The sequence below is a fragment of the Pelagibius marinus genome (assembly GCF_014925385.1).
Taxonomy (GTDB): Bacteria; Pseudomonadota; Alphaproteobacteria; order Kiloniellales; family Kiloniellaceae; genus Pelagibius; species Pelagibius marinus.
In genome coordinates, this window is the sequence record NZ_JACSDK010000015.1 from 157332 (window position 1) to 181484 (window position 24153).

Consider the following 24153-nt stretch of genomic DNA (forward strand, 5'->3'; position numbering starts at 1 on the left):
GCAACCGGTTTTACGTGGGGCTGGGGCATGGCCGAAGCGCACAGATCGGGTTGCCCGATCAACCTGACACTGGAAGTCCTGGGCGACCGCTGGTCGCTGCTGATCCTGCGCGACATGATGTTCGGCGACCGGCGGCATTTCCGCGAGCTGCTGCGCTCGGAGGAAGGCATCTCCTCCAACATCCTGGCCGACCGTCTGAAGCGTCTGCAGGCGGAAGGCCTGATCACCAAGGCCGACGACCCGAGCCACAAGCAGAAGGCCATCTACTCCCTGACCGCCAAGGCCATAGAGTTGCTGCCGGTCTTCGCCCAGATCGGCGCCTGGGGCACGCGGCACCTGCCGGTGACGCCGGAGCTGAGCATCCGCGCGCAGCTGCTGGCCGAGGGCGGCCCGCCGATGTGGGAGGATTTCATGGCCGAATTGCGCGAAGCGCACCTGGGCGAAGCCCCGGCGCGACGGCGCCGCGGCCCGACCGTCCGCGAGCGCCTGCAGCGGGCCTACGAGGAGGTCTGCGCGAAGCAGGTAAAAAGCCGCAAGCGGGCCTCAACGGCCCCTTAGATCCGTCGATCTCACGCCCGCCACAGCGGCTTGCGGGACTCCGCCAGCGCCGTCGCGGAGTCCATCCCGACGTCGGCGAGCATATGCGGGCCGATCCGCAGGAGCCGCCGCAGTTCCGCGCGCCGCTGCCGCCGGCGCCGCAGCTCTGCCAACCCAGCGTCAATTTTCCTGAGCAACGTGGTGACGGGCCGGCGGCCCTGGCTGGGCACCACGTGAAGGGGCAGCGCTCGGCTCATGATCTCCACCTCACTTCAGTTTAAGGGATAGCAACGCCCCCTATATGACGCCAATCAGCGGCAGGCTTCAAATCAAGCTATTTGAATGCTAGGATCAGGAAAACTGATCCTCAAGGAAGGCCATGCGGCTGCCCCCACTGAACGCCCTGCGCGCCTTCGAGGCGGCCGCCCGGCACGGCGGCTTCGCCGGGGCGGCCGACGAGCTCTGCGTGACCCGCGGCGCCGTCAGCCGCCATGTGAAGCTGCTGGAGGAGCACCTGGGCGTCGCCCTGTTCCGCCGTCTGCCCAAGGGCATCGAGCTGACCGAGGCCGGCCGTCGCTTTCTGCCGGTGCTGACCGGCGCCTTCGAGACCATTCAGCACGGCGCCCAGCGCATCGCCGCCGAGCGGACCGACCTGCACATCATCTGCCCGCCGACCACCTCGATCCGCTGGCTGATCCCCCGCCTGCCGAAGTTCCGCGCCCGCTGTCCGGACATCCGCGTCCGGCTGACGACCGAGTTCTTCGAGATCAATGATTTCCGGAGCGAGGACTTCGACCTCGGCTTCGGCCTCTCAACCTATCGCAAGCAGCGGCCCGGCATGGAGGTGCTGACCTTCCTGCCCATGTCCATCGTGCCGGCCTGCGCGCCGCAGCTGCTGGAAGGCGGCACTCCCCTCAAGCAACCGAGCGACCTCGCCAACTTCACCCTGCTGCACGAGACGGCGAGCCGCCACGACTGGAAAAGCTGGCTGAACACCTTCGGTGTCGCGGGCGTCGATCCGGAAAGCGGCGATGTCTTTCCCAACCTGGACATGGCGGTGACGGCCGCCGTCATGGGCGCCGGCGTGGTCATGGGCGACCTGCTGCTCACCCACCAGGAATTCCAGACCGGCCAGCTGGTGATGCCCTTCCCGGAGCTGCGCTGCGGCACCGACTGGGGTGATCTCTGCCTGATGGGACCCACGGAGAGATGGCACGAACCGAAGGTCGAGGCCTTCAAGGCCTGGGTCCTGGAGGTCGCCGAGGAAGACCGCCGGGCGATGTCCCTCTAGCGCGCCCGGCGGCGGTCACGCCGCCGCGGGACGCGGCGCCTTGGCGCCGAGGCCGCCGTAGAGCTGTGCCAAGCGGTCGAACCAGGCGGCGACGGGGTCGTCTTCGGGCAGCAGGTTCTGCGGCGAGGAGCAACGCGCCCACTGCAGGGCGCCGAAGACGATGTAGTCGGCGTAGGACGGCGTCTCGCCGCCCAGAAAGGCGAAGTCCTTCACGCTGAGGCGCAGCGGCGTCAGCGCGGCGTGGAGCGCCTTCAGATGCGCGTCGCGATCGGCCACGTAGTCTTCCAAGCCGGCGCCCAGGGCCTTCTCGCGGCTGCCGCGGAAGTAGTCGACGTCCTTGGGATCGATGATCTTCACGATGTCGGCGATGATGAGCCGCACCAGCGCCGGGTGCACCACCGCCTCGGTCCAGCGCTTGATGAAGAAGGCCGCGCCCTTGGCGTCGGCGCTGCCGAACAGCGCCGGGCGGTCGCGGTAGACCTCTTCCAGGTAGCAGGCGATGTCCCAGGAATCCGAAATCACCTTGTCCCCGTCCAGCAGCACCGGCACCCGGCCCTGCCCGGAGGAGGCGATGGCGTCCTTTTCGGTGAAGCGCCAGGGAATGGTCTCCACCTCCAGGCCCTTGTGGGCCAGGGCCATCTTGGTGCGCCAGCAGTAGGGGCTGAACCGCAGCAGCGGGTCGGCGCCCGCCAGGTCGTACATCTTCAAACTCATCTCCCTAATTCTCCGCCTTGCCGCAGACCAGCAGAGCAAAGGCGTAGGACAGCGCCACTTCGTGCAGCTTGTCGAAGCGGCCCGAGGACCCGCCGTGGCCGCCGGTCATGATGGTGTTGAGCAGCAGCAGGTTGCCGTCGGTCTTGGTGGCGCGCAGCCGGGCCACCCACTTGGCCGGCTCCCAGTAGGTGACGCGCGGGTCGGTGAGGCCCGCGGTCGCGAGGATCGCCGGATAGTCCTTGGCCTCGACGTTGTCGTAGGGCGAATAGGCGGCGATGGTCTTGTAGGCTTCGAGGCTTTCCAGGGGATTGCCCCACTCCGGCCATTCCGGCGGGGTCAGCGGCAGGTCCTTGTCGCACATGGTGGTCAGGACATCGACGAAGGGCACCTCGGCGACGATGCCGCGGAAGAGGTCCGGGCGCATGTTGGCGACGGCCCCCATCAGCATGCCGCCGGCCGAACCGCCGTGGCCGACGATCTGGCCCGCCCTGGTGAAGCCGGCGTCGATCAGCCCCTCGGCGGCGGAGATGAAGTCGTGGAAGGTGTTGACCTTCTTCTCCCGCTTGCCGTGCAGATACCAGCCGTAGCCCTTGTCGGTGCCGCCGCGGATGTGGGCGATGGCATAGATGAAGCCGCGGTCGATGAGGCTGAAGCGGTTGGTCGAGAAGCCTGCCGGAGTGCTCATGCCGTAGGAGCCATAGCCGTAGAGCAGCAGCGGCGCCGAGCCGTCCAGGGGCGTGGTCCTGCGGTAGACCAGCGAGACCGGCACCTCCTCGCCGTCGTGGCCGCGCGCCAGGACGCGCCGCGCCTCGTAGTCGGCCGGGTTGTGCCCGCTGGGCACCTCCTGCTCCTTCAGCAGCTCGCGGCTCCGTCCGGCCATGTCGTAGTCATAGACCTGCTGCGGCGTGGTCAGCGAGGAATAGGCAAAGCGCAGGGTCGCGGTGTCGTAGAGGTAGCCCGGCACCAGGGCCAGGGAATAGGCCTCCTCGTCGAAGGCGATGGCGTGCTCCTCGCCTGACGGCAGCGCGGTAACGATGATGCGCGGCAGACTGTTCTCGCGCTCCAGGCGGACCATGTAGTCCTTGAAGACCAGCAGGCTGAGGATCAGGCGCCCTTCCTTGTGAGGCACCAGGTCGCGCCAGTTCTCCCGCCCCGGCGCATCGAGGGGCGCCTCGGCGATCTTGAAGTCGATGGCGCCGCCGGCGTTGGTGAGAACCAGGAAGCGTTCACCGTGGTCGGTGACCTCGTATTCGATGTCGCGCTCCCGGAGAGCGATGAGCTCGGGCGCGCTCTCCGGCTTTGCCGCGTCGATCACCCGCACCTCCGAGGTGGTATGGTCGTGCGCCGAGAGGACGATGAAGCGGTCGCTCTCGGTCTTGTCCAGGCCGACGAAGAAGCCCGGATCCGGCTCCTCGTAGACCAGGGTGTCGGCGGACGGATCGTCGCCCAGGCGGTGGCGGAAGACCTTCGACGGCCGGTGCTCGGCATCCAGGGTGACGTAGAAAAGGGTCCGACCGTCGTTGGCCCAGACCAGGCTGCCCTGCGCCTCTTCGATGGCGTCGGGCAGCAGCTCGCCCGAGGCCAGGTCCTTCACGGTGATGCGGTAGCGTTCCGAGCCGTTGCGGTCGACGGCGTAGGCCAGCAGGCGGTGGTCGGGGCTGTGCTCGCAGCCCGCCACGCGGAAATAAGACTCGCCCTCGGCCTCGCGGTTGCCGTCCAGCAGCACCTCTTCGCCTTCCCGCTTCCCGTCCTGCCGCCCCACCGGCGCGGCGCCGGCCGGGCAGCGGCAGAACACCGGATGCTGGCCGCCGACCTCGAAGCGCTGGTAGTAGGCATAGGGCCCGTCCGGGCTGGGCACGGAGCTGTCGTCTTCCTTGATGCGCCCCTTCATTTCCTCGAAGAGCCGCTTCTGCAGCGCCTCGGTGGGCGCCATGGCCGCCTTGGTGTAGGCGTTCTCCGCCTCCAGGTAGGCGCGAATCTCCGGGTCCAGGACGGCCGGGTCGCGCATCACCTCGCGCCAGTTGTCGTCGCGCAGCCAGGCGTAGGGATCTTCGCGCACGATGCCGTGCAGCTCGATTCGCTTGGGCTTGCGGGGGGCGACGGGGGCTTCGGCGGAAACGGTCGGGGCAGCTCTATCGGACGGCACGGGATGGGCTCTCATTTTCTATTAGTACGCGCTCAACCACGGCGCCGATCTTGGTATGCCAAGACGTCGCGCGGCTTTCTGTCGCAGCGGTCTTTTCCGATGTAGCATTCTATGGTCGCGCCGGGCAAAGCGTGGTTTTCCGAGGGACCGGGGCTGCCGGGGCGAAAAGCACCGAAAACGCGGATCCTGGGCGTTTGACCTGGATCAATGGCAACCGCCCGGCGGGCTGCCATGAGAAGGGCCACTGGGGATACCTGCAGAATGGGCAAGGTCGCGTGGCTCGCCGCCGACCCGGTTCACCGGACCGCGCTGATCCGACCACGCCAATCTGCTTGTTTGTTATAGTGTTATCCGTATCGGGAACCTGAACCGGTAATCTGAACCGGGAACCTTAACTGGGGCATCTGATGAGCAATTCAACCGAGGCATCCGGCACATCGGCCACGACCCTCCTTATGGGGCTGGTCTTGGCGATCGCCGGCATCATGGGGCTGTTCCTCGTCGCCAATGCGCAGGACGGCGCCATGGCGTTCCACGGCTACCTCTTCGTCGCGTTCTGCGCGCTCGGCATCTTCTGGATGATCAAGCGGCACTACGACGAGGCGGCGGGGCTGGTCGAAGTCGAGGGCGAGGTCCGTTACAACAACGCCGTAGTGAGAGCGGGTGTCATCGCCTCGCTGTTCTGGGGCGTGGTCGGTTTTCTCGCCGGCCTGACCATCGCCCTGCAACTCGCCTTTCCGGAGCTGAACTTCCATCTGCCCTGGACCAACTTCGGCCGCTTGCGGCCGGTCCACACCTCGGCGGTGATCTTCGCCTTCGGCGGCAACGTGCTGATCGCCACCTCCTTCCACGTGGTGCAGCGGACCTGCCGCGCCCGCCTGGCCGGCGAATGGGCGCCCTGGTTCATCTTCTGGGGCTATCAGCTGTTCATCGTGCTGGCGGCCAGCGGCTACGTTCTGGGCGTCACCCAGTCCAAGGAATACGCCGAGCCTGAGTGGTACATCGACCTCTGGCTGACCATCGTCTGGGTGGTTTACCTGCTGGTCTTCCTGGGCACCCTGATGAAGCGCCGCGAGCCGCACATCTACGTGGCCAACTGGTTCTACCTGGCCTTCATCGTGACCATCGCGATGCTGCACATCGTCAACAACCTGGCGATCCCGGTTTCACTGAGCGGCTCCAAGAGCTACCAGTTGTTCTCCGGCGTCCAGGACGCGCTGACCCAGTGGTGGTACGGCCATAACGCGGTGGGCTTCTTCCTCACCGCCGGCTTCCTCGGCATCATGTACTACTTCGTACCGAAGCAGGCGAACCGCCCGGTCTATTCCTACCGCCTGTCGATCGTGCACTTCTGGTCGCTGATCTTCCTCTACATCTGGGCCGGCCCGCACCACCTGCACTACACGGCGCTGCCGGACTGGGCCCAGACCCTGGGGATGACTTTCTCGATCATGCTGTGGATGCCCTCCTGGGGCGGCATGATCAACGGCCTGATGACGCTCTCGGGCGCCTGGGACAAGCTGCGCACCGACCCGATCCTGCGCATGCTGGCCGTCTCCGTCGCCTTCTACGGCATGAGCACCTTCGAAGGGCCGGTCATGTCGATCAAGGCGGTGAACTCGCTCAGCCACTACACCGACTGGACCGTCGGCCACGTGCATTCCGGCGCGCTGGGCTGGGTCGGCTTCGTCAGCTTCGGCGCCATCTACTACCTGGTGCCCAAGCTGTGGAACCGCGAGCGGCTCTACTCCCTGGCCCTGGTCAGCCTGCACTTCTGGACCGCGACCATCGGCATCGTGCTTTACATCACCGCGATGTGGGTCTCGGGCATCCTGCAGGGCCTGATGTGGCGGGCCTACGACAGCCTCGGCTTCCTGGAATACTCCTTCGTGGAGACCGTGGAGGCGATGCATCCCTTCTATGTGATCCGCGCCCTGGGGGGACTGCTCTACCTGCTGGGAGCGGTGATCATGGTCTACAACTGCTGGCGGACGATCCGCGGCGACCTGCGTGAGGAGCGTCGCATCGGCGCCCCGGCGGCCGGCCCGGCTACCGTCACCGCGGCCGAGTAAGGGGGAGCGCATCATGGCTTTCAAACACGACGTTATCGAGAAGAACTCGATCCTCCTCCTGGTTCTGACGCTGGTCGTGGTCTCGATCGGCGGCCTGGTGGAGATCGCCCCGCTGTTTTACCTGGAGAGCACCATCGAGAAGGTGAAGGGCATGCGTCCCTACACCCCGCTGGAGCTGGCCGGGCGGAACATCTACATCCGCGAAGGCTGCTACAACTGCCACAGCCAGATGGTGCGTCCGCTGCGCGACGAAGAGGAGCGCTACGGCCACTACTCCCTGGCGGCGGAGAGCATGTACGACCACCCCTTCCAGTGGGGCTCCAAGCGCACCGGGCCGGACCTGGCTCGTGTCGGCGGGCGCTACTCGGACAGTTGGCACGTCGCGCACATGGCCGACCCGCGCAGCGTGGTGCCCGAGTCGATCATGCCGGGTTATCCCTTCCTGGCGGAAACGCCGCTGGTGATGCATGACGTCGCCGGACACCTCAGCACCAACCGCACCGTCGGCGTTCCCTACAACGACGAGATGATCGAGATGGCCGAGCAGGATCTGGCCGCCCAGGCCAATCCGGACTCCGAGGGCGCCGACGGCGTGCTGGAGCGCTATCCCGGGGCCCTGGTCTCCAACTTCGACGGCAACGCCGAAGAGCTGACCGAGCTGGACGCGGTCATCGCCTACCTGCAGGTGTTGGGCACCCTGGTGGACTTCGAGGCCTACCAGCCCGAAGCCAACTATCGTTAGGAGGGCCGGAAAATGCATTACGAGCAAGTCGCGCACTTCGCGTCCACCTACGGCCTGATCTATTTCATCATCCTGTTCGCCGGCGTGCTGGCCTATGCCTTCTGGCCGAAGAACAAGGAGAAATTCGAGGAAGCGGCCCGCCGGCCGCTGGAGGAGGACTGATCGTGGCACACGACAAGGAAATCGATCAGGTTTCGGGCACCGAAACCACCGGCCACGAATGGGATGGCATCAAAGAGCTGAACACCCCGCTGCCGCGCTGGTGGTTGTGGACCTTCTACGCCACCTGCCTCTGGGCGCTGGCCTACTGGGTCGTCATGCCGGCCTGGCCGCTGGTCAGCAGCTACACCAAGGGCGTCATCGGCTACTCCTCGCGTGAACAGCTCGCCAACACCATGGCCGAGGCGAGGGCCGCGCAGGCGGTCTATCTGGACCGCATCGAGCAGGCCTCCCTGGAGGAAATCGTCAATGACCGTGAGCTGCTGGACTTCGCCCAGGCGGGCGGGGGCTCGGCCTTCGCGGTCAACTGCTCCCAGTGCCACGGGCTCGGCGCCGCCGGTTCCACCGGCTTCCCGAACCTGAACGACGACAACTGGATCTGGGGCGGCACCCTGGAGGCGATTCACCAGACGATCCTCTACGGCATCCGCTCCGACCACGACGAGACCCGCTTCAACGAGATGCCGGCCTTCGGTCGGGACGAGATCCTGGATCGGGAACAGGTCGGCGACGTGGCCGAATACGTGCTGTCGCTTTCGGGTTCGGAGACCGACCCCGCCGCGGCCCAGCGCGGTTCGGAGATCTTCGCCGAGCAGTGCGCCGCCTGCCACGGCGAGGACGGCACGGGAAACCAGGACCTGGGCGCCCCCAACCTGACCGACGCCATCTGGCTCTACGGCGGCGACAAGGCCGACGTGGTGCAGACCATCGCCAACAGCCGTTCGGGCATGATGCCCGCCTGGACCGGCCGCCTCGACGAAACGACGATCAAGCAGTTGGCCGTTTACGTCCACTCACTGGGTGGCGGCGAGTAAGTCTCTAGAAAGGGTAGGGACAGCAATGGTTGATCAAGCGGTTGTGCAGGATGCCACCGCGAAACCGGCAGATAAAAGAGAAGGCGTAGAACGCTCAGACGCTGAACCGGTCAACAAGAAAGAGCGGCGCTCCCTCTACCAGAAGCGGATAAAGATCTATCCGCGGCTGGCCAGGGGGGGCTTCCGCCGCCTCAAATGGGGCGTCATGGCGGTGACGCTCGCCATCTACTACCTCACGCCCTGGATCCGCTGGGACCGCGGGCCGAACGCGCCCGACCAGGCGGTGCTGATCGACTTCCCGGGCCGGCGGTTCTATTTCTTCTTCATCGAAATCTGGCCGCAGGAGGTCTACTACCTCACCGGCCTGCTGATCCTGGCGGCCATCGGCCTGTTCCTGGTCACCTCCCTGGCCGGGCGGGTATGGTGCGGCTACACCTGCCCGCAGACGGTCTGGACCGACCTTTTCATCGCCGTGGAGCGCTTCTTCCAAGGTGACCGCGCCTCGCGCATCCGTATGGACAAGATGCCCTGGACCGGCAACAAGGTCTGGCGCAAGGCGGCGACCCACGTCACCTGGGTGGTGATCGCCGCCGGCACCGGCGGCGCCTGGGTCTTCTACTTCGCCGACGCACCGACCCTGGCGCAGCAGCTGGTCACCTTCGACGCCCCGGCCGTGGCCTACGTCACCATCGCCACCCTGACCTTCACCACCTACCTGCTGGGCGGCCTGGCCCGCGAGCAGGTCTGCACCTACATGTGCCCCTGGCCACGCATCCAGGGCGGCCTGCTGGACGAAGAGTCCCTGGTCATCACCTACCACGAGGACCGCGGCGAACCGCGCGGCGCGCGCAAGAAGGGCACCCATCCGACGGAGCTGGGCGACTGCATCGACTGCAACCAGTGCGTCGCGGTCTGCCCCATGGGCATCGACATCCGCGACGGCCAGCAACTGGAGTGCATCACCTGCGCGCTCTGCATCGACGCCTGCAACGGCGTGATGGACAAGGTCGGCCTGCCGCGCAACCTCATCTCCTACGACACCCTGGCCAACGTGGAGCGGGTGCGCGCCGGCGAGAAGCCGCGCCTGCGCCTCATCCGGCCGCGCACGCTGATCTACACCGGCATCATCGCACTGGTCACCCTGATCATGCTGTTCACCCTGGTGACCCGAAGCGACTTGGACGTGAACATCCTGCGCGACCGCAATCCGCTCTTCGTCACCCTGTCGGACGGCTCGATCCGCAACGGCTACACCGTGAAGATCATCAACAAGCAGCATGCCGAGCGCCACTTCACCCTGGCGGTGGAAGGCCTGCCCGGCGCCAGCATCGACATCGTCGGCAACGACGTCACGGCAGCGGATCTGCAGGTCGATCCCGACGACCTGGAAAGCTACCGGGTCTTCGTTTCGGCGCCGCGCGACAGCCTGGAGGACGATTCCCTCGACCTGCGCTTCCTCATCACCGACAAGGCCGACGGCACCCGGGTGACCTACGACTCCGTTTTCAGGGGACCTAAATGATGGCGCAGAACGGCGGCTTCGTGCTCAGCGGCAAGCATGTCCTCATCGGCGTGCTGGCGATGTTCGGCGTGATCGTCGCGGTGAATCTGGTCTTCGTCTATCTGGCGATCGACACCTTCACCGGGGTGACGCGGGAGAATCCCTACCAGGAGGGCCTCGCCTACAACAAGGTGCTGGAAGCGCGCGAGACCCTGCGCGACCTGGGCTGGCGGGGCGACGTCAGCTTCACCAAGGTCAGCAGCGGCGAGGACAGCATCACCGTCACCCTGACCGACGGCGAAGGCGGGCCGCTCAGCGGCCTGGACCTGGAAGGCAGCCTGCGCCGTCCGACCCACGAGGGCATGGACCAGGAGTTGAACTGGCGCGAGGAAAGCCCCGGCGCCTACAGTGCCGTGGTGACGCTGCCCCGGCGCGGCAACTGGGACCTGGAGATCACCGCCGACGACGGCAGCAACCCGCCCTTCGAGATGAAGACAAGGCTATGGCTCAAGTAAGCCCGCAGGCAGACCCAAGAAGCGACGGGGGCCTCAACGCCCCGGCCCGGCCCAGGCCGGATGACGTCGGGGCCGCCGCCATGCTGGGCTGCTGCCCCGGCGGCGGCATCGCCGCGGCCGCCGAGGAAGCGGCGCCGAGCCTGCGCCTGGAGGACTTCGCCGACCACATCGTCCAGCAACCAGACGGCAGCGCGGAACTGACGCTCATCGTGCAGAACCTGCATTGCCCGAGCTGCATTCGCTCGATCGAGAGCGCCGTCGAGGGCAGGCCGGGCCTGGAGAAGGCACGGGTCAATCTCAGCACCCGGCGCCTGAAGCTGCAGTGGAACCCGGCCGAGACCGACGCCGAACCGCTGCTGGCCGCCGTGGCCGCCAAGGGCTACCGCCTGATCCCGCTGGACGCCGAACAGATGGAAAGCGCCGAAGCCGGCGAGACCCGCGAGCTGCTGCGCGCCCTGGCGGTGGCCGGTTTCGCCGCCGGCAACGTCATGCTGCTCTCGGTCTCGGTGTGGAGCGGCCTGGCCGAGGACATGGGCCCGGCGACGCGCGGGCTGATGCACTGGGTCTCGGCCTTGATTGCCCTGCCCGCCGTGGCCTACGCCGGGCGGCCCTTCTTCCGCTCCGCCCTGGCGGCGCTGCGCGGCGGCACCATGAACATGGACGTGCCGATCTCCCTGGCCGTCATCCTGGCCGCCGGCATGAGCCTCTCGGAGACCCTGCGCGGCGGCGACCAGGTGTTTTTCGACGCCTCGGTCACGCTGCTGTTCTTCCTGCTGATCGGCCGCTTCCTGGACCTGCGGCTGCGCGGGCGCGCCCGCTCGGCGGCGGAGAACCTGACCGCCCTGCGCGCCACCGCCGCCACGGTGGTCGATGCCGAGGGACGGCTCAGCAGCCTGCCCCTCAACCGCCTGCAGCCCGGCATGACCGTCGCCGTGGCCCCTGGCGAGCGCATTCCCGTCGACGGACTGGTGAGCCTCGGCCGCTCCGAGGTCGACACCTCGCTCCTGACCGGCGAGAGCCTGCCGCGCCCCGCGGTGCCCGGCAGCGAGGTCTTCGCCGGCACCGTCAACGGCGACGGCGCCTTGCGTGTCACCGTCACCAAGACCGCCGACGCGAGCCTGCTGGCCGAGATCGTGCGCCTCATGGAGACCGCCGAGCAGAGCCGCGACCGCTACGTGCGCCTGGCCGACCGGGTGGCGCGCGTCTACGCGCCGGCGGTGCACATCCTGGCCGGCGTGACGCTGGCCGGCTGGCTGGTCTTGACCGACATCGCCTGGCAGGGCGCGCTGCTGCACGCCATCGCCGTGCTGATCATCACCTGCCCCTGCGCCCTGGGCCTGGCGGTCCCCGCCGTGCAGGTCGCCGCGGTGGGGCGTCTCTTGAAGCGCGGCGTGCTGGTGAAGTCCGCCGACGCCCTGGAGCGCCTGGCCGCCGTCGACACCCTGGTCTTCGACAAGACCGGCACGCTGACCAGCGGCCGCCCGGAACTGCAGAACCGCCAGGATATCCCGGCCGAAGAGCTGGGCCTGGCCGCCGCCATCGCCGCCGAGAGCCGTCACCCCCTGGCCCGCGCCCTCTGCCGGGCCGCCGGCGAGACCGAGCCGCGCCAGGTCAGCGTGACCGAGCATCCGGGCGACGGCCTGGAGGCGGTGGTCGCGGGAGAGAGCCTGCGCCTGGGCCGCCGCGGCTGGTGCGGCGTCGCCGAAGACGCGGACGACAGCGGCATCGAAAGCGCCGCCATGGAGCTTTGGCTGGCAGGCCCCGGCCGGACGCCGCGGCGTTTCGCCTTCCGCGACGCCCCGCGCAGCGACGCCGCCCGGGTGATCGCCCACTTGCAGGACCGCGGCTTCCGGGTGGAGCTGCTGTCCGGCGACCGCAGCGCGGTGGTCGCCGACCTGGCCGGGCAGCTCGGCATCACCGCCTGGCAGGGCGACTGCCGCCCGGCCGACAAGATCGCCCGCCTGCGCGAACTGGCCGCCGAGGGCCGCAAGACCGCGATGATCGGCGACGGCCTCAACGACGCCCCGGCGCTGGCCGCCGCCTTCGCCTCGCTGTCGCCGGCCGAGGCCGCCGACGTCAGCCAGATCGCCGCCGACATCATCTTCCAGGGCGAGCGCCTGGCGCCCATCGCCGAGGCCCTGGACACCGCGCGCCGCTCGCGCCGCCTGGTGCTGCAGAACTTCGGCCTCGCCTTCCTCTACAACGTCATCGCCGTGCCCATCGCCGTCGCCGGCCTGGTGACGCCGCTGATCGCCGCCGTGGCCATGTCGGCCTCCTCCATCGTGGTCACCGCCAATGCCATGCGCCTCAATCTGGGCAGCCTGAAGATCGCGGCGCCGCGCGCCGACAGCGGCGCCGCGGCCTGCGCCCCGGAGGCGGCGGAATGAGCGCCCTCATCTACCTCATCCCCGCGGCGCTGCTGCTGGGCCTCCTGGGCCTGGGGGCCTTCCTCTGGTCGCTGAAGAGCGGCCAGTTCGACGACCTGGACGGCGCCGCCCACCGCATCCTCCTGGACGACGACGAGGATGCGCCGCTGCCGCCCGAGGGCGGCAGCCACAAGACTCCTGCTTCAGAGAATCAGTCCCGCTAGCGGCCCACCGTGTCGCGGTAGGCGTGCCAGGTGGCATGGCCGACCAGCGGGAAGGTGATGATCAGCCCCAGGTAAAGCGTCACCAGGCCGCAGGCGGTCAGGAAGGCGATCAGCCAGGCCCAGAGCAGCATCGGCTTCAGATTGCGCCACACAGCGATGAGGCTGGTCATGATGGCGGTCATGAAGTCCACCTGGCGGTCCATCAGCATGGGCACCGAGACCACGCTGATGGCGAAGACCGCCGCGGCCAGGATCGCGCCGGCGCCGGTGCCGACCACCAGCAGCGACACACCCTGGGAGGTGAGCAGCAGGGTCGGGACCGCCTCCGCCAGAGGCGGGAATTCCGTGGTGCCCAGGAAGAGCGCCAGCAGCAGCGTCGCCGCGCGCATCCAGATGAGCAGCAGCGCCATGAGCACGATGCCGACAAAGGCGAGACGCATGGGCGAGCGGGTGGCGACGAAGAGCGCCGAGAAGAGGGAGACCGGTTCCCCGCTCTCGAGCCGCCGGCTGGTCTCGTAGAGGCCGACGGCCAGCATGGGGCCGACCAGCATGAAGCCGGCCATCAGCGGGAAAAGCAGGTATTCCAGCCCGACGAAGAAGACCCCCGCGGTGACGGCGAAGCTGATCGCCGTGAAGATCGCGCCATAGGCCAGGCTGACGCCCGGCGCGCGCTTCATATCCTCCCAGCCCGCCGCCAGCCAGGCCCAGGGCCGGTCAAGCGGCAGCCGGTTCACCGGCGGAAACATCTGATGAAACTCTTTACCTGTCGCTACCATGAGCTTCCTCCGGACACCTGTTCTTTGTTCAGCGCGCGGGTTTTCTCCCACGTCGCTCTTCCCTTGCCCCGGCGGTCCATACCCCGGCAAGAGGCCGCGCCCGACACGCGGCAGATAAGCGCCCTACCAAGCCCTGGGATATGATAGCGCGCAAGGGGGGTGACCGGAAGCCCCCGAGTCCCAGGGATTCCGGGCGCTTCCGGGCCCGCCCGGCGGCCCGGACGGCCTAGATTCCCCGGCTGAGGCCCCCGCGCGAACCGCGCAGGGCGAAGGTTCCCTCGGATTCGTAGGGGGCGCTGCGCCGGACCAGGCTGTCGAAGTAGGCTATCCCCGAAATCCGGTAGTCCAGGTCGCCGCGCTCGGCCAGGAGCTGCATCTGGCGGACGAGCTCGATCAGGGTTGTCGAGGCGACCACCGAGAGCCGCGCCTCGCCGAGGCGCGGCACCGTGATCTTCTCGCTGGAGAAGCCACGGGCGAAGCCCTCGCCGTTGACCTCCAGATCGAAGGTCAGGCCGTCCAGCGGCAGGTCGAAGTCGTTGGGATTGCCGATCCTGAGATCGATCTCGAAACGCTGCTCGAAGACGCTGCTCTCCAGCAGGCGCAGGTCGACCACGTGGACCTCCGGGGCCACCGGCTCGGCGCCGCTGCAGGCGGCGGGCGCCAGCAGCATCGCCGCCGCCGCCCAACCGCCGCAAGCGCGGCCTGCCGCCCGGACCACGCTGGTGAAGGCCGGGCTCAATTCCCGAAGAGGCCCTTCTTCAGATCCAGCGGCGAGGTGGAGCCGCCGCTGTCGCCGCCACTCGAGCCACCGGGCACCAGGCCCTCGAGCAGGCCCTTGGCGCCCTCCTCGTCCTGCAGCTTCTCCATGACCGCGCTGGGGTCCTTGATCTGCTCCTCCAGGGCCCCCGCCAGATCGGGCTTGTAGGAGATGTCGCTCCAGGGCCCGGAGACCTTGATCGGCACCGCCACGCCGGCCAGGTCGGACTGGCCACCCTGCCCTTCCAGGGAGCCGACAAGCTTCGGCTTCACGGTGTAGTCGACGGTGCGCGGCGGCAGCGGCACCGTGCCGGCGCCGGTCATGCGCACCAGCGGCGCCACCATGTTGAGGTCGTCGTTGGTGACGATGCCCTTGGCGATCTTGAAGGTGCCGGAGAGCTCCGCAAAATCGGTGGCCTGGGCCTCGTCGAAGGAACTCTCGATCGCGGCCACCGAGATGTTGCGCATCATGGCCGCCAGGTTGACCCCCTTGATGGCGCCGTCGCGGAAGACCACCGCGCCGTTGCCGCTCAGGTTGGAGACCAGCTCGCGCTGAGTGCCGCCGCTCGACTTCACCGAGAGCTTGCTCTCGGTGGTGCCGAGGATGCGGTCGAACTTGGCGAGATCGTTGAGGAAGGGACCGGCCTGAAAGTTCGCCAGGTCGAAGTCGGCGGTCAGGGACGGCTTGCCGCTGCTGCCGTCGACGGTGATCTTGCCCTTGCCGGCGCCGTCGTAAAGCTGCATTTCCGCCAGATCCGCGGTCAGCTTGCTGTCCTTCAGCACCACCGTGAGGCTGCTCTTGCCGATCTTTACGTCCTTGAACAGGATGCCGCCGGCGTTGAAGGCCAGGTCGGCGTTCAGCAGGCCCAGGGCCGAGACGTCGATGGGCTCGTCGCTCCAGTCACCGCCGCCGGCCTCTCCGCCACCGCTGCCGCCGCCCGAGCCGCCACCCGAACCGCCGGCCGCCGCGCCTTCCTGTTCCGGCGGCAGATAGGGGTTGAGGTTCAGCTCCTCAACGCTCAGCTCGGCCTTGATGAAGGGCTTGGCGCCGGTCGCATCGACGGAGAAGAGCCCATTGCCGTTGATCTCGTCCAACCTGATCTTGGCGTCGGTCAGGGCGACCTTGGCCCCCACCATCTCCAGATCACCCGCGATGTTGAAGGGGCCCAGGCCTTCACCGGGGAAGTCCAGCGGCTGGCCGGTCCAGGCCGCAAGCTCGCGGATCGAGGGCACGTCCAGCGCCAGGGCGCCCTGCAGCCCCAAGGCGCCGGCATTGCGCGCCGCGCCGTCGAAGGAAAAGGTCACCGGCTCCGAGTCCACCTTCATGGCCAGCTTGCTGGTCTCGCCGGACATCAGCGCCTGCGGGCTCTCCGCGTCGACTTCCAGCGATACCGTCTGGCTGTTCCAGGTGGCCGAGCCGTCGGCCGCGAAGGGCGAAGACAGGCTGGGCAGCGAAAGCTCCATGTTCACGTCGCTGACCTTGACCTCCTGGCCGCTCTGGTGGTCGATGTAGGTCAAGGTGCCGTCCACCAGGCGCACCTCGCCGAGGCGCAGTTCCTTCAGGGCGCCGGCCGCGTCGCCACTCGAGCCGCCGCCGGCGTCACCCGAAGGCGCCGGCGCAGCCGCCGCAGTGTCGAACTGCCAGTTGGGCCGGCCGTCCTTGTCGACCTCCAGGGTGATGACCGGCTTATCGAGAATGAAGCGATCGATCGCGACCTCGCCACTGATCAGCGGCAGGATCTGCAGGGCGACGTCGAGGCGGTCGATCGTCGCCATCTCAGGCGTGGAGGCACCGGGCGCGTTGGCGAAGCCGACGTTTTCCACCGAGATGGCGATGGTCGGCAGGAGCGACAGCGAGATGTCGCCGTCGATGCGCAGGTCGCGGCCGGTCGCCGACTTTGCCTGCGCCTGGATCTCGCTCTTGTAGCGCTCCAGCGGAATGAGCATGGGGACGACGATGATCGCGACGATCAGCAGCAGCACGACCACGCCGAGACCGATGAGCAGCTTCTTCATACCTGTAAGACCTCCTATCGGGGCGCGACTCTCGAAGCGGCCGCACCGTTGTCCCCCGGAAACGGAATACGCTTAATAACTTGTTTTGCAAGCGATTCCGGGAAGGCGCCGCGATCCCGCGTGCGCCTTCCCCGCCTGCGCAAATCTACTGTGCCGCCCCCTGGGCCGCCGGAGACGCGCTCATGTGAACCGTACGCTGCGGATAAGGAATGGAGATGTTTTCCGCATCCATGCGGTTCTTCAGGTTCTTGGTCAGATCGAACTTCAGCCCCCAGTAGTCGGCGGCGTTGCACCAGACACGCACGGTGAAGTTGACCGAGCTGTCGCCCAGGTCCGTTACCGCGGCCATGGGGGCAGGGTCGGCCTGCACGCGCGAGTCCTTCTTGCACTCGTCGACGATGGCGGCCAGCGCCTGGTCGATCTCGTCCTCGTAGGCAATGCCGATGACGATGTCGACGCGGCGCGTCGCATGGAACGAGTAGTTCTTGATGGCCGAGCCCCAGAGTTGGGAGTTCGGCGCGATGATCTGCACATTGTCGGGGGTCGCCAGCTCGGTGACGAAGAGAGTGACCCCCTTCACCGTCCCGGCCAGTCCGCCGCCTTCGATGTAGTCGCCGATCTTGAAGGGCCGGAACAGCAGCAGCATGACGCCGGCGGCGACATTGCTGAGCGTGCCCTGCAGGGCCAGTCCGATGGCCAGGCCGGCGGCGCCGATGACGGCGATGAAGCTGGTCGTCTGAACCCCGAACTGGGCCAGCACCGCAACGATGGTGAAGACGACCACCGCGTAGTAGGCGAGGCTGGAGAAGAAGTCCCTGAGGGTCTCGTCGACCTTCCGCACCCGCGAGAGTGCCGATTTGACTCTCCCCCGCACCCAGCCGGCAATCACGAAGCCGACGATCAGTATGACAATGGCGCCGACCACGCTCAGCCCGTAGCTGGTCACCAGCCCGACCACCATGCCCCAAACTTCTTCTGCGGATTGTTCCATCTAACGTCCCCGTATTGGCATGGCCTCCGCCATGCTGAAGTCCCGATCCAGGCGCGCGAACCAGCACCCCGGGACCACACATCGGCCATGCCACCGTACTCGCGGCAACCTGCCCGACCGCCGCCGCCCCGACCACAACTCCGGTCAATACACGCAGCAGTTATCCCGCCGTCATTCTAAACAAAGAAATAGGTAAGTTTGAATAGCGCGCTTAGATGGAGCCAGGAATCTTGCCCTTTTGCCGCAGCCTCTTGCGACAGAACTAGAGCCTGGACGGCCGAGCCGATCCAAAAACAATTCTGTGACGAATTGCAACCCTAGGAGGTGGCCTCGCCGTCGATCAGGTGCAGAAAGGACCCGAAAACGCTGCCCTGGCGCTGTCCGACCCGGGCGTCACCGCCGCCCTCCGCCGCCTGCGCCTCGAAAAGCGCCTTTTCCGGCGGTCCTTCCTCGCCCAGCACCCGGGCGTAGTGGAACTCGTGGGCGCGGAAAGCCGCGCCGCCGGCGCCCAGAGGTCCGTTCGCCAACAAACAAACCCGGCGGTAGCCGAGATGGCGTGCGGGTTCCCGGAAGGAGCTCTCCAGCGGCAGCAGCCCGGCCATGGCGTGACGCCGCCCTTCAGCGTCCTCCAGGCCCTGGCCGAGCACCATGTAGCCGCCGCACTCCCCGTAGACCGCGGCATCGCGCCCCGCCGCGGCGCGCAGGCCGGCCAGAAAGCGGCCGTTGCCCGCCAAGCGTGCGGCATGCAGTTCCGGGTAGCCGCCGGGCAGGTAGACGGCGTCGGCCGCAGGATCGGGGGCCTCGTCGGCCAGCGGCGAGAAGCAGGAAACCTCGGCCCCCGCCCGGCGCCAGGCATCGAGCAGCAGCGGATAGGCGAAGGCGAAGGCGAGGTCCTGCGCCACGGCGATGCGCTGGCCCAAGGGGGCGAGGGGGGGAACCAGGGAAGCGGAATCAGCGGCCTCGGCGCCGGGGATCCTCGCCGGGCGCGCCGCCCGGCAGAGCGCTGCCACGTCGACCTGCTCCGCGACCGCCGCCGCCGCGGCTTCCAGGAAATCCTCCAGATCGCCGTCCTCTCCCGCCTGTACCAGGCCCAGGTGGCGTGACGGCCGCGCCAGCGCCGCGTCGCGGGCAAACGCTCCGAAAACAATCTGCCCTGCCGCCTCGCAGGCGGTCCGCAGCAGGGCCTCATGGCGCGGGCTGGCGACATTGTTGAGGATCACCCCGGCCAGGGGCACGGCGGCATGGAAGCCGGCGAAGCCCGCCGCCAGCGCGGCGACCGAGGCGCCCATGCCCTTGCAGTCGATCACCAGCACCACCGGCCAGCCGGTCAGCGCCGCCAGCTGCGCGGTGGAACCGCCCGCCAGGCCCCGTGCGTCGGTGACCGGCGCGCCGTCGAAGAGGCCCATGACCCCTTCCCCCAGCACCAGTTCCGCCGCTTCGCCGGCCCGCGCGACCGCCGCGGCCAGGGTTTCCGGGCGCATGGCCCAGGGGTCGAGGTTGAAGCAGGGCCGCCCGCTGGCGGCCTGGTGGAAGGCGGGGTCGATGTAGTCCGGGCCGGTCTTCACCGAGGCGACGGCCCGGCCCTGGTTGCGCAGGCAGCGCAGCAGCGCCAGGGTCAGCGTCGTCTTGCCGCTGCCCGAAGCCGGGGCCGCGACCAGCAGACCGGGTGTCATCCTGTCTCCTGGCGCCGGCTCAGGCCCAGGGGATTGGGGTCGAGCGCACGGCCCTTCGCCGCGCCCTGCCAGTCGAGGCCGGCGCGCAGCCGCACCACGTCGCCCACCACCACAATGCAAGGCGGCTCGATGCCCGCCGCGGCGATGTCCTCGGCACAGGCGCCGAGGCTGGTCTCCAGGATCGCCTGCTCCGGCAGCGTCGCCTGACTGACCACGGCCACCGGCTCCCCGGGCGCTCGGCCGTGCTCCATGAGCGCCCCGGCGATGGCGGCGATGTGCTTCAAGGCCATGTAGAGGACGATGACCGGGGAACCCTTGGCCAGCCCCGCCCAGTCGATGCCGTCAGGCACCGAGCCGCCGACGCCGTGGCCGGTGACGAAAGTGACGGCCGAATTGGTGTCGCGATGGGTCAGCGGAATACCGGCGTAGGCCAGGCCGCCCAGGCCCGCGGAGATGCCGGGAATGATGCGGAAGGGCACGCCCGCGGCGACCAGGGCCAGGGCCTCCTCCCCGCCGCGCCCGAAAACGAAGGGATCGCCGCCTTTCAGGCGCAGCACCCGTTTGCCGTCCTGGGCCAGGCGCACCAGCCGCTGAGAGATGTCGGCCTGCACCGGCGAAGGCTTGCCGCCGCGCTTGCCGGCGTAGATCTTCTCGCAGTCGGGACGCGCCATATCGAGGATGGCCGGCCCCACCAGGGCGTCGTAAACCAGGGCATCGGCCTGTTTCAGGCCGTTGACGGCATGCAGGGTCAGCAGGCCCGGGTCGCCCGGACCGGCGCCGACCAGCCATACGCTTCCGGCTTCGAAGACCGGCAGGGAAAGATCGTCTGTTACCATGGAAACTACCCTAGACGCCGGGGCCCGGCTGTCCTAGTCAGTGAAAAGCCTCTACTTGTAAAATAGCGACATGACACGCAAACCGGAAGGCGCGTTACGGCGCGGGTGGACCACGGGAGCCTGCGCCACGGCGGCCACCAAGGCCGCCTACACCGCGCTGCTGACCGGACACTTTCCCGATCCGGTGACCATCACCCTGCCCAAGGGCGAGCAGCCGGCCTTCGCCCTGGCCCGCGAGACCCTGGCGGAGGGGCAGGCCAGCGCCGCCATCGTCAAGGACGCCGGCGACGACCCCGACGTGACTCACCTGGCCCTGGTGCAGGCCACCCTGCGGCCGGGCCCGCAAGGCAGCGGCGTCACCTTCACGGCCGGCCCCGGCGTCGGCACCGTCACCAAGCCGGGCCTGCCGCTGGCGGTGGGCGAGCCGGCCATCAACCCGGTGCCGCGCCGCATGATGCAGGCGGTGGTGGCCGAGGTTGCCATCGATCACGGCGGCAGCGGCGACGTCGAGATCGAGATATCCGTCGACGGCGGCGAGGACCTGGCCAAGAAGACCTGGAATCCGCGCCTGGGGATCCTGGGCGGCCTCTCGATCCTGGGCACCACCGGGGTGGTGGTGCCCTTCTCCTGCTCCGCCTGGATTCACTCCATTCACCGCGGCATCGATGTGGCGCGGGCGACCGGCATTACCCATGCCGCCGGCTGCACGGGCTCCACCTCCGAAGCGGCGGTGCAGCAGCTCTACGGCCTGCCCGAGGCCGCCCTGCTGGACATGGGCGACTTTGCCGGCGGCCTGCTGAAGTACCTGCGGCTGCATCCGCTGCCGCGCCTGACACTGGCAGGCGGATTCGGCAAGCTGTGCAAACTGGCCGCCGGCCACCTGGATCTGCATTCGGGGCGCAGCCAGGTCGACTTCGACCTGCTGGCGGCCCTGCTGGGGGAATTGGGCGCGGCGCCGGAGCTGGCCGCCCAGGCCCGCGCCGCCAACACCGCCAAGCAGGTGCTCGACCTGGCCACGGCCGCCGGCTTGCCGCTGGCCGACGCCGTGGCCGCGCGGGCCCGCGAGACGGCGCTGGGCGTGCTGTCCAGGCGCAACGCCAACAGCGAGACGGCGGTGGAGGTGCTGGTCTTCGATCGGGCTGGAAATCTCGCCGGCAAGGCGGCAGGCTGGCCCCAATGAGTGAAGCGACAATCACCAAGCCACGGCGCATCCTGCTGCTCGGCGGCACCGGCGACTCCCGCGCCCTGGCTGAGCGGCTGGCCGGCCGCGACGACGTGGAGGTGATCTCCTCCCTCGCCGGGCGCACCGAGAGCCCGCTGCCCCTGCCCGGCGCCCTGCGCATCGGCGGCTTCGGCGGCGTCGAGGCCCTGGCCGATTTCCTGACGCGTGAGGGCATCGACCTGCTGGTCGACGCCACCCACCCCTATGCCGCGCGCATCACCGACAACGCCGCCGCCGCCTGCCAGCGCGCCGGCACGCCGCGCCTGCTGGTCGAGCGCCCGCCCTGGGAGAAGCGGCCCGGCGATAACTGGATCTCGGTGCCCGACACCGAGACCGCGGCCAAGGCTCTGCCGGGACTGGCCAAGCGCGTCTTTCTCGCCGTCGGCCGCGGCGAGCTGGATGCCTTCGCGGGCTTGGCCGACATCTGGTTCCTGGTGCGCACGGTCGATCCGCCCGGCGACAAGCTGCCGCTGGAAAACTGCGAGGTGGTGCTGGGCCGCGGCCCCTTTGAGGCCAACGGCGAGCGCGCGCTCTTCCTGCTGCACGGCATCCAGGCCCTGGTGACCAAGAACTCCGGCGGCGAGGCGACCTACGCCAAGATCGCCGTGGCCCGCGAACTGGGCCTGCCGGTGGTGATGATCGAGCGCCCGGCGCATGCGGACGGCGAGACCGCCCACTCGGTCGAGGAAGCGCTCACCTGGATCGAGGCGCAGCTCTAAGCCCAGCACCGCGGCATCGCATCACCCAATCCAAACGTTGACCGCCCAATCCGCCTGCACGCGAGGGTCGCGCAGGCAGGCTGTGGCGCCTCATCCCAACCGCTTCACGTGGATTCGCAGCCTCGCCTGCTCTAGACTCGGCCCCAGGGAGGGCTCATGGAACGACGTTTGGCCGCGATTCTGGCCGCAGACGCCGCCGGCTACAGCCAGTTGATGGCCCGGGACGAGGAGGCCGCGCTGGCGGCGCTCTCCGAACGGCGGAGCATCATCGACGCGCTCATCGCCGCGCACGGCGGCGCGATCTTCGGATCGGCGGGCGACAGCGTCATCGCGGAGTTCCCCAGTTCCGTCGAAGCCGCCCGCTGCGCGGTGGAGATCCAGGAGCGTCTCAAGGCACTCAACGACGGCCTGCCGGAAGGCCAGCGGATGCTGTTCCGCATCGGCGTCAGCTTCGGCGACATCATGGAGGAAGACGGTGACTTCTTCGGCGACGGCGTGAACCTGGCCGCGCGGCTGGAAAGCCTGGCGCCGCCCGGCGGCGTCTGCCTCTCGGCCCCGGTCGCCGAGCAGCTCTCCGGCCCGCTGGCCACGGCCTTCGCCAAGGCCGGACGACATCGCCTCAAGAACCTGCCCAAGCCCGTCGAGGTCTGGTGCTGGCCGGCGCAGCGCGCCGGCGCGCTGCGCCGCAAGGCGGCCACGGCGAAGCAGGGGCAGCTGCTCGCCGCCGCGCTGGTCGCCGCAGCGGCCCTTGCGGTCGTCGTGCTGTACCTGGAGGAGCCCGCGGACCGCGGCCTGCCCACCGGGCCGAAGATCGCGGTGCTGCCGTTCAGCAACATCGGCGCCGAAACGGAAGACGCCTACTTCAGCGCCGGACTGACCAACGACATCAACACCCTGCTGTCGAAGTTCTCCAACCTCTTCGTCATCGCCCCCCATTCGGTGAAGGGCTTCAGCGGGCAGATGGACTGCGCGCAGGTGCGCCGCGAAGTGGGCGCCGACTACATCCTCGGCGGCACCGTGCGCCGCTCCCAGGACCAGCTGCGCGTCACCACGTCCTTCACCGATGCCGAGACCTGCCGCCAGCTCGACGCCCCCGGGCCCTTCGACCGCGACCTCAGCGCGCAGAACGTTCTCGACGTGCAGTTGGAGATCGCCAAGAAGGTCGTCGCGGAGATCGGCTCGGCCGATGCGCCCCTTTTCAACGCCCGCATCCAGAACGAGGTCCGGCGCAAGGGGCCGGAAAGCCTGGAGGCCTACGAATGCGTGCTGCTGTCCTACTGGTTCTATGAGACCTTCGAGGCGGAGCGCCATCGCCGGGCGCGCGCCTGCCTGGAGCGCGCCGTCAAGATCGAGCCCGACTATTCGCTGGCCTGGTCGCGCCTGGCCTTCAGCTACATCGAATCGAAGAAGTACGCCATCGACACGCCGCCCGATTGGGCCGAGCTCAGCCGTTCCGCCGCCGAGCAGGCGCTCGAAATCGATCCCGACAATCCCGACGCCTACTACGCGCTCGCCATCCTCAGCCAGGTGACCCGCGAGGATCGCACCGTATTCCGCAACTTCGCCGAAAAGGCCATCGCGCTGAACCCGAACGACGCCTTCGTCCTGGCCGATCTCGGTCTCTGGATGGGCTACTCGGGGGCCTGGGAGAAGGGCAAGGAGTGGGTGACGCGCGCCAAGCTGATCAATCCCAAGCATCAGAGCTGGGTGGACTACATCTGGCATCTTCACGCCTACCTGCAGGGCGACTACGCGGAAGCGGTCGCCGTCGCCCTCAAGATGAACCTCCCGGACAACTACATGGTCCAAGCGAGCCTCACCGCCGCGTTTGCCATGAACGGCGAAGAAGAGAAGGCCGGGGAAGCCCTGGCGCACCTCCTTGAGATCCGCCCCGACTACCCCGAGGACCCGCGCGCGCCCTTCCGCACCCGTGGCATGCCCGAAGAGCTTATCGAAGGTCTGATGGAGGGCCTGCGCAAGGCCGGCCTGGACGTTCCGCCGAAGACGTCCTAGGCCGCCGCC

At 68.3% G+C, this 24153-nt stretch carries 22 protein-coding genes; 13 read left to right on the forward strand and 9 right to left on the reverse strand.

Annotation, left to right across the window (positions count from 1 at the left end):
* Positions 1-27 precede the first annotated feature (27 nt).
* Positions 28-558, forward strand: a complete 531-nt coding sequence (locus H7X47_RS18530) for a winged helix-turn-helix transcriptional regulator (protein WP_193370225.1) — start codon at positions 28-30, stop codon at positions 556-558.
* Between the two features lie 11 nt (positions 559-569).
* Here H7X47_RS18530 and H7X47_RS18535 read toward each other — a convergent pair whose 3' ends face one another.
* Positions 570-794, reverse strand: coding sequence for a hypothetical protein (locus H7X47_RS18535; RefSeq protein ID WP_227010603.1), 225 nt, complete (start codon positions 792-794; stop codon positions 570-572).
* A gap of 122 nt (positions 795-916) precedes the next feature.
* Between H7X47_RS18535 and H7X47_RS18540 the strand changes: the two genes are divergently transcribed.
* On the forward strand, positions 917-1828 hold the full coding sequence (locus tag H7X47_RS18540) for a LysR substrate-binding domain-containing protein (RefSeq protein WP_193370226.1): 912 nt from the start codon (positions 917-919) through the stop codon (positions 1826-1828).
* 15 nt (positions 1829-1843) lie between these two features.
* Here the strand turns inward: H7X47_RS18540 and H7X47_RS18545 are convergent, their stop codons facing one another.
* Together H7X47_RS18545 and H7X47_RS18550 are read right to left on the reverse strand one after the other, a co-directional pair.
* The gene (locus tag H7X47_RS18545; protein ID WP_193370227.1) at positions 1844-2542 is read right to left on the reverse strand and encodes a glutathione S-transferase family protein; all 699 of its coding nucleotides are present in this window, start codon (positions 2540-2542) and stop codon (positions 1844-1846) included.
* Between the two features lie 4 nt (positions 2543-2546).
* Complete coding sequence (locus tag H7X47_RS18550) at positions 2547-4688, reverse strand: S9 family peptidase (RefSeq protein ID WP_319633633.1); 2142 nt, start codon at positions 4686-4688, stop codon at positions 2547-2549.
* Positions 4689-5266: 578 nt separating this feature from the next.
* Here H7X47_RS18550 and ccoN point away from each other — a divergent pair.
* From ccoN to ccoS, 8 genes are read left to right on the forward strand one after another with little or no spacing between them, the layout of a single operon-like run.
* Complete coding sequence (gene ccoN, locus H7X47_RS18555; RefSeq protein ID WP_322096517.1) at positions 5267-6760, forward strand: cytochrome-c oxidase, cbb3-type subunit I; 1494 nt, start codon at positions 5267-5269, stop codon at positions 6758-6760.
* 13 nt (positions 6761-6773) lie between these two features.
* Positions 6774-7502, forward strand: a complete 729-nt coding sequence (ccoO, locus tag H7X47_RS18560) for a cytochrome-c oxidase, cbb3-type subunit II (RefSeq protein WP_193370229.1) — start codon at positions 6774-6776, stop codon at positions 7500-7502.
* Positions 7503-7514: 12 nt separating this feature from the next.
* Positions 7515-7664: a cbb3-type cytochrome c oxidase subunit 3 gene (locus H7X47_RS18565; RefSeq protein WP_193370230.1), complete on the forward strand. Its 150-nt coding sequence runs from the start codon at positions 7515-7517 to the stop codon at positions 7662-7664.
* Positions 7665-7666: 2 nt separating this feature from the next.
* A complete protein-coding gene (ccoP, locus tag H7X47_RS18570) occupies positions 7667-8536 on the forward strand; it encodes a cytochrome-c oxidase, cbb3-type subunit III (protein WP_193370231.1) in 870 nt (289 codons plus the stop codon).
* A gap of 25 nt (positions 8537-8561) precedes the next feature.
* Positions 8562-10058 (forward strand): cytochrome c oxidase accessory protein CcoG, encoded by a 1497-nt coding sequence (ccoG, locus tag H7X47_RS18575; protein ID WP_193370232.1) that lies wholly within the window; start codon positions 8562-8564, stop codon positions 10056-10058.
* Positions 10055-10552, forward strand: coding sequence for a FixH family protein (locus H7X47_RS18580; RefSeq protein ID WP_193370233.1), 498 nt, complete (start codon positions 10055-10057; stop codon positions 10550-10552). Before ccoG ends, H7X47_RS18580 begins: the two co-directional genes overlap by 4 nt.
* Entirely contained in the window at positions 10540-12939 is a 2400-nt protein-coding gene (locus H7X47_RS18585) for a heavy metal translocating P-type ATPase (RefSeq protein WP_227010604.1), read from the forward strand. The genes H7X47_RS18580 and H7X47_RS18585 overlap by 13 nt, the downstream gene beginning before the upstream one ends.
* A complete protein-coding gene (gene ccoS, locus H7X47_RS18590) occupies positions 12936-13142 on the forward strand; it encodes a cbb3-type cytochrome oxidase assembly protein CcoS (RefSeq protein ID WP_193370234.1) in 207 nt (68 codons plus the stop codon). The genes H7X47_RS18585 and ccoS overlap by 4 nt, the downstream gene beginning before the upstream one ends.
* Here the strand turns inward: ccoS and H7X47_RS18595 are convergent.
* The 6 genes from H7X47_RS18595 to cobA form a co-directional block, all read right to left on the reverse strand.
* Positions 13139-13918 carry a DUF2189 domain-containing protein gene (locus H7X47_RS18595; RefSeq protein WP_227010605.1) on the reverse strand — a complete coding sequence of 260 codons (780 nt, stop codon included), beginning with the start codon at positions 13916-13918 and terminating at the stop codon, positions 13139-13141. The two genes, ccoS and H7X47_RS18595, sit on opposite strands and share 4 nt — an antisense overlap.
* A 226-nt stretch (positions 13919-14144) precedes the next feature.
* Positions 14145-14657 (reverse strand): LEA/WHy family protein, encoded by a 513-nt coding sequence (locus H7X47_RS18600; RefSeq protein ID WP_193370235.1) that lies wholly within the window; start codon positions 14655-14657, stop codon positions 14145-14147.
* On the reverse strand, positions 14654-16690 hold the full coding sequence (locus H7X47_RS18605) for an AsmA family protein (RefSeq protein WP_193370236.1): 2037 nt from the start codon (positions 16688-16690) through the stop codon (positions 14654-14656). The genes H7X47_RS18600 and H7X47_RS18605 overlap by 4 nt, the downstream gene beginning before the upstream one ends.
* Before the next feature lie 145 nt (positions 16691-16835).
* Positions 16836-17681, reverse strand: a complete 846-nt coding sequence (locus tag H7X47_RS18610) for a mechanosensitive ion channel family protein (RefSeq protein ID WP_193370237.1) — start codon at positions 17679-17681, stop codon at positions 16836-16838.
* A 317-nt stretch (positions 17682-17998) separates the two neighbouring features.
* Positions 17999-19354: a cobyrinic acid a,c-diamide synthase CobB gene (locus tag H7X47_RS18615; protein WP_193370238.1), complete on the reverse strand. Its 1356-nt coding sequence runs from the start codon at positions 19352-19354 to the stop codon at positions 17999-18001.
* On the reverse strand, positions 19351-20190 hold the full coding sequence (gene cobA, locus H7X47_RS18620) for a uroporphyrinogen-III C-methyltransferase (RefSeq protein WP_193370239.1): 840 nt from the start codon (positions 20188-20190) through the stop codon (positions 19351-19353). The genes H7X47_RS18615 and cobA overlap by 4 nt, the downstream gene beginning before the upstream one ends.
* Positions 20191-20260: 70 nt before the next feature.
* Between cobA and H7X47_RS18625 the strand changes: the two genes are divergently transcribed.
* From H7X47_RS18625 to H7X47_RS18635, 3 genes are all read left to right on the forward strand, one after another.
* Positions 20261-21370 (forward strand): cobalt-precorrin-5B (C(1))-methyltransferase, encoded by a 1110-nt coding sequence (locus tag H7X47_RS18625; protein ID WP_193370240.1) that lies wholly within the window; start codon positions 20261-20263, stop codon positions 21368-21370.
* Complete coding sequence (locus H7X47_RS18630) at positions 21367-22131, forward strand: cobalt-precorrin-6A reductase (RefSeq protein ID WP_227010606.1); 765 nt, start codon at positions 21367-21369, stop codon at positions 22129-22131. Before H7X47_RS18625 ends, H7X47_RS18630 begins: the two co-directional genes overlap by 4 nt.
* Positions 22132-22287: 156 nt before the next feature.
* Positions 22288-24144, forward strand: a complete 1857-nt coding sequence (locus H7X47_RS18635) for an adenylate/guanylate cyclase domain-containing protein (RefSeq protein ID WP_193370241.1) — start codon at positions 22288-22290, stop codon at positions 24142-24144.
* Positions 24145-24153: the final 9 nt, after the last annotated feature.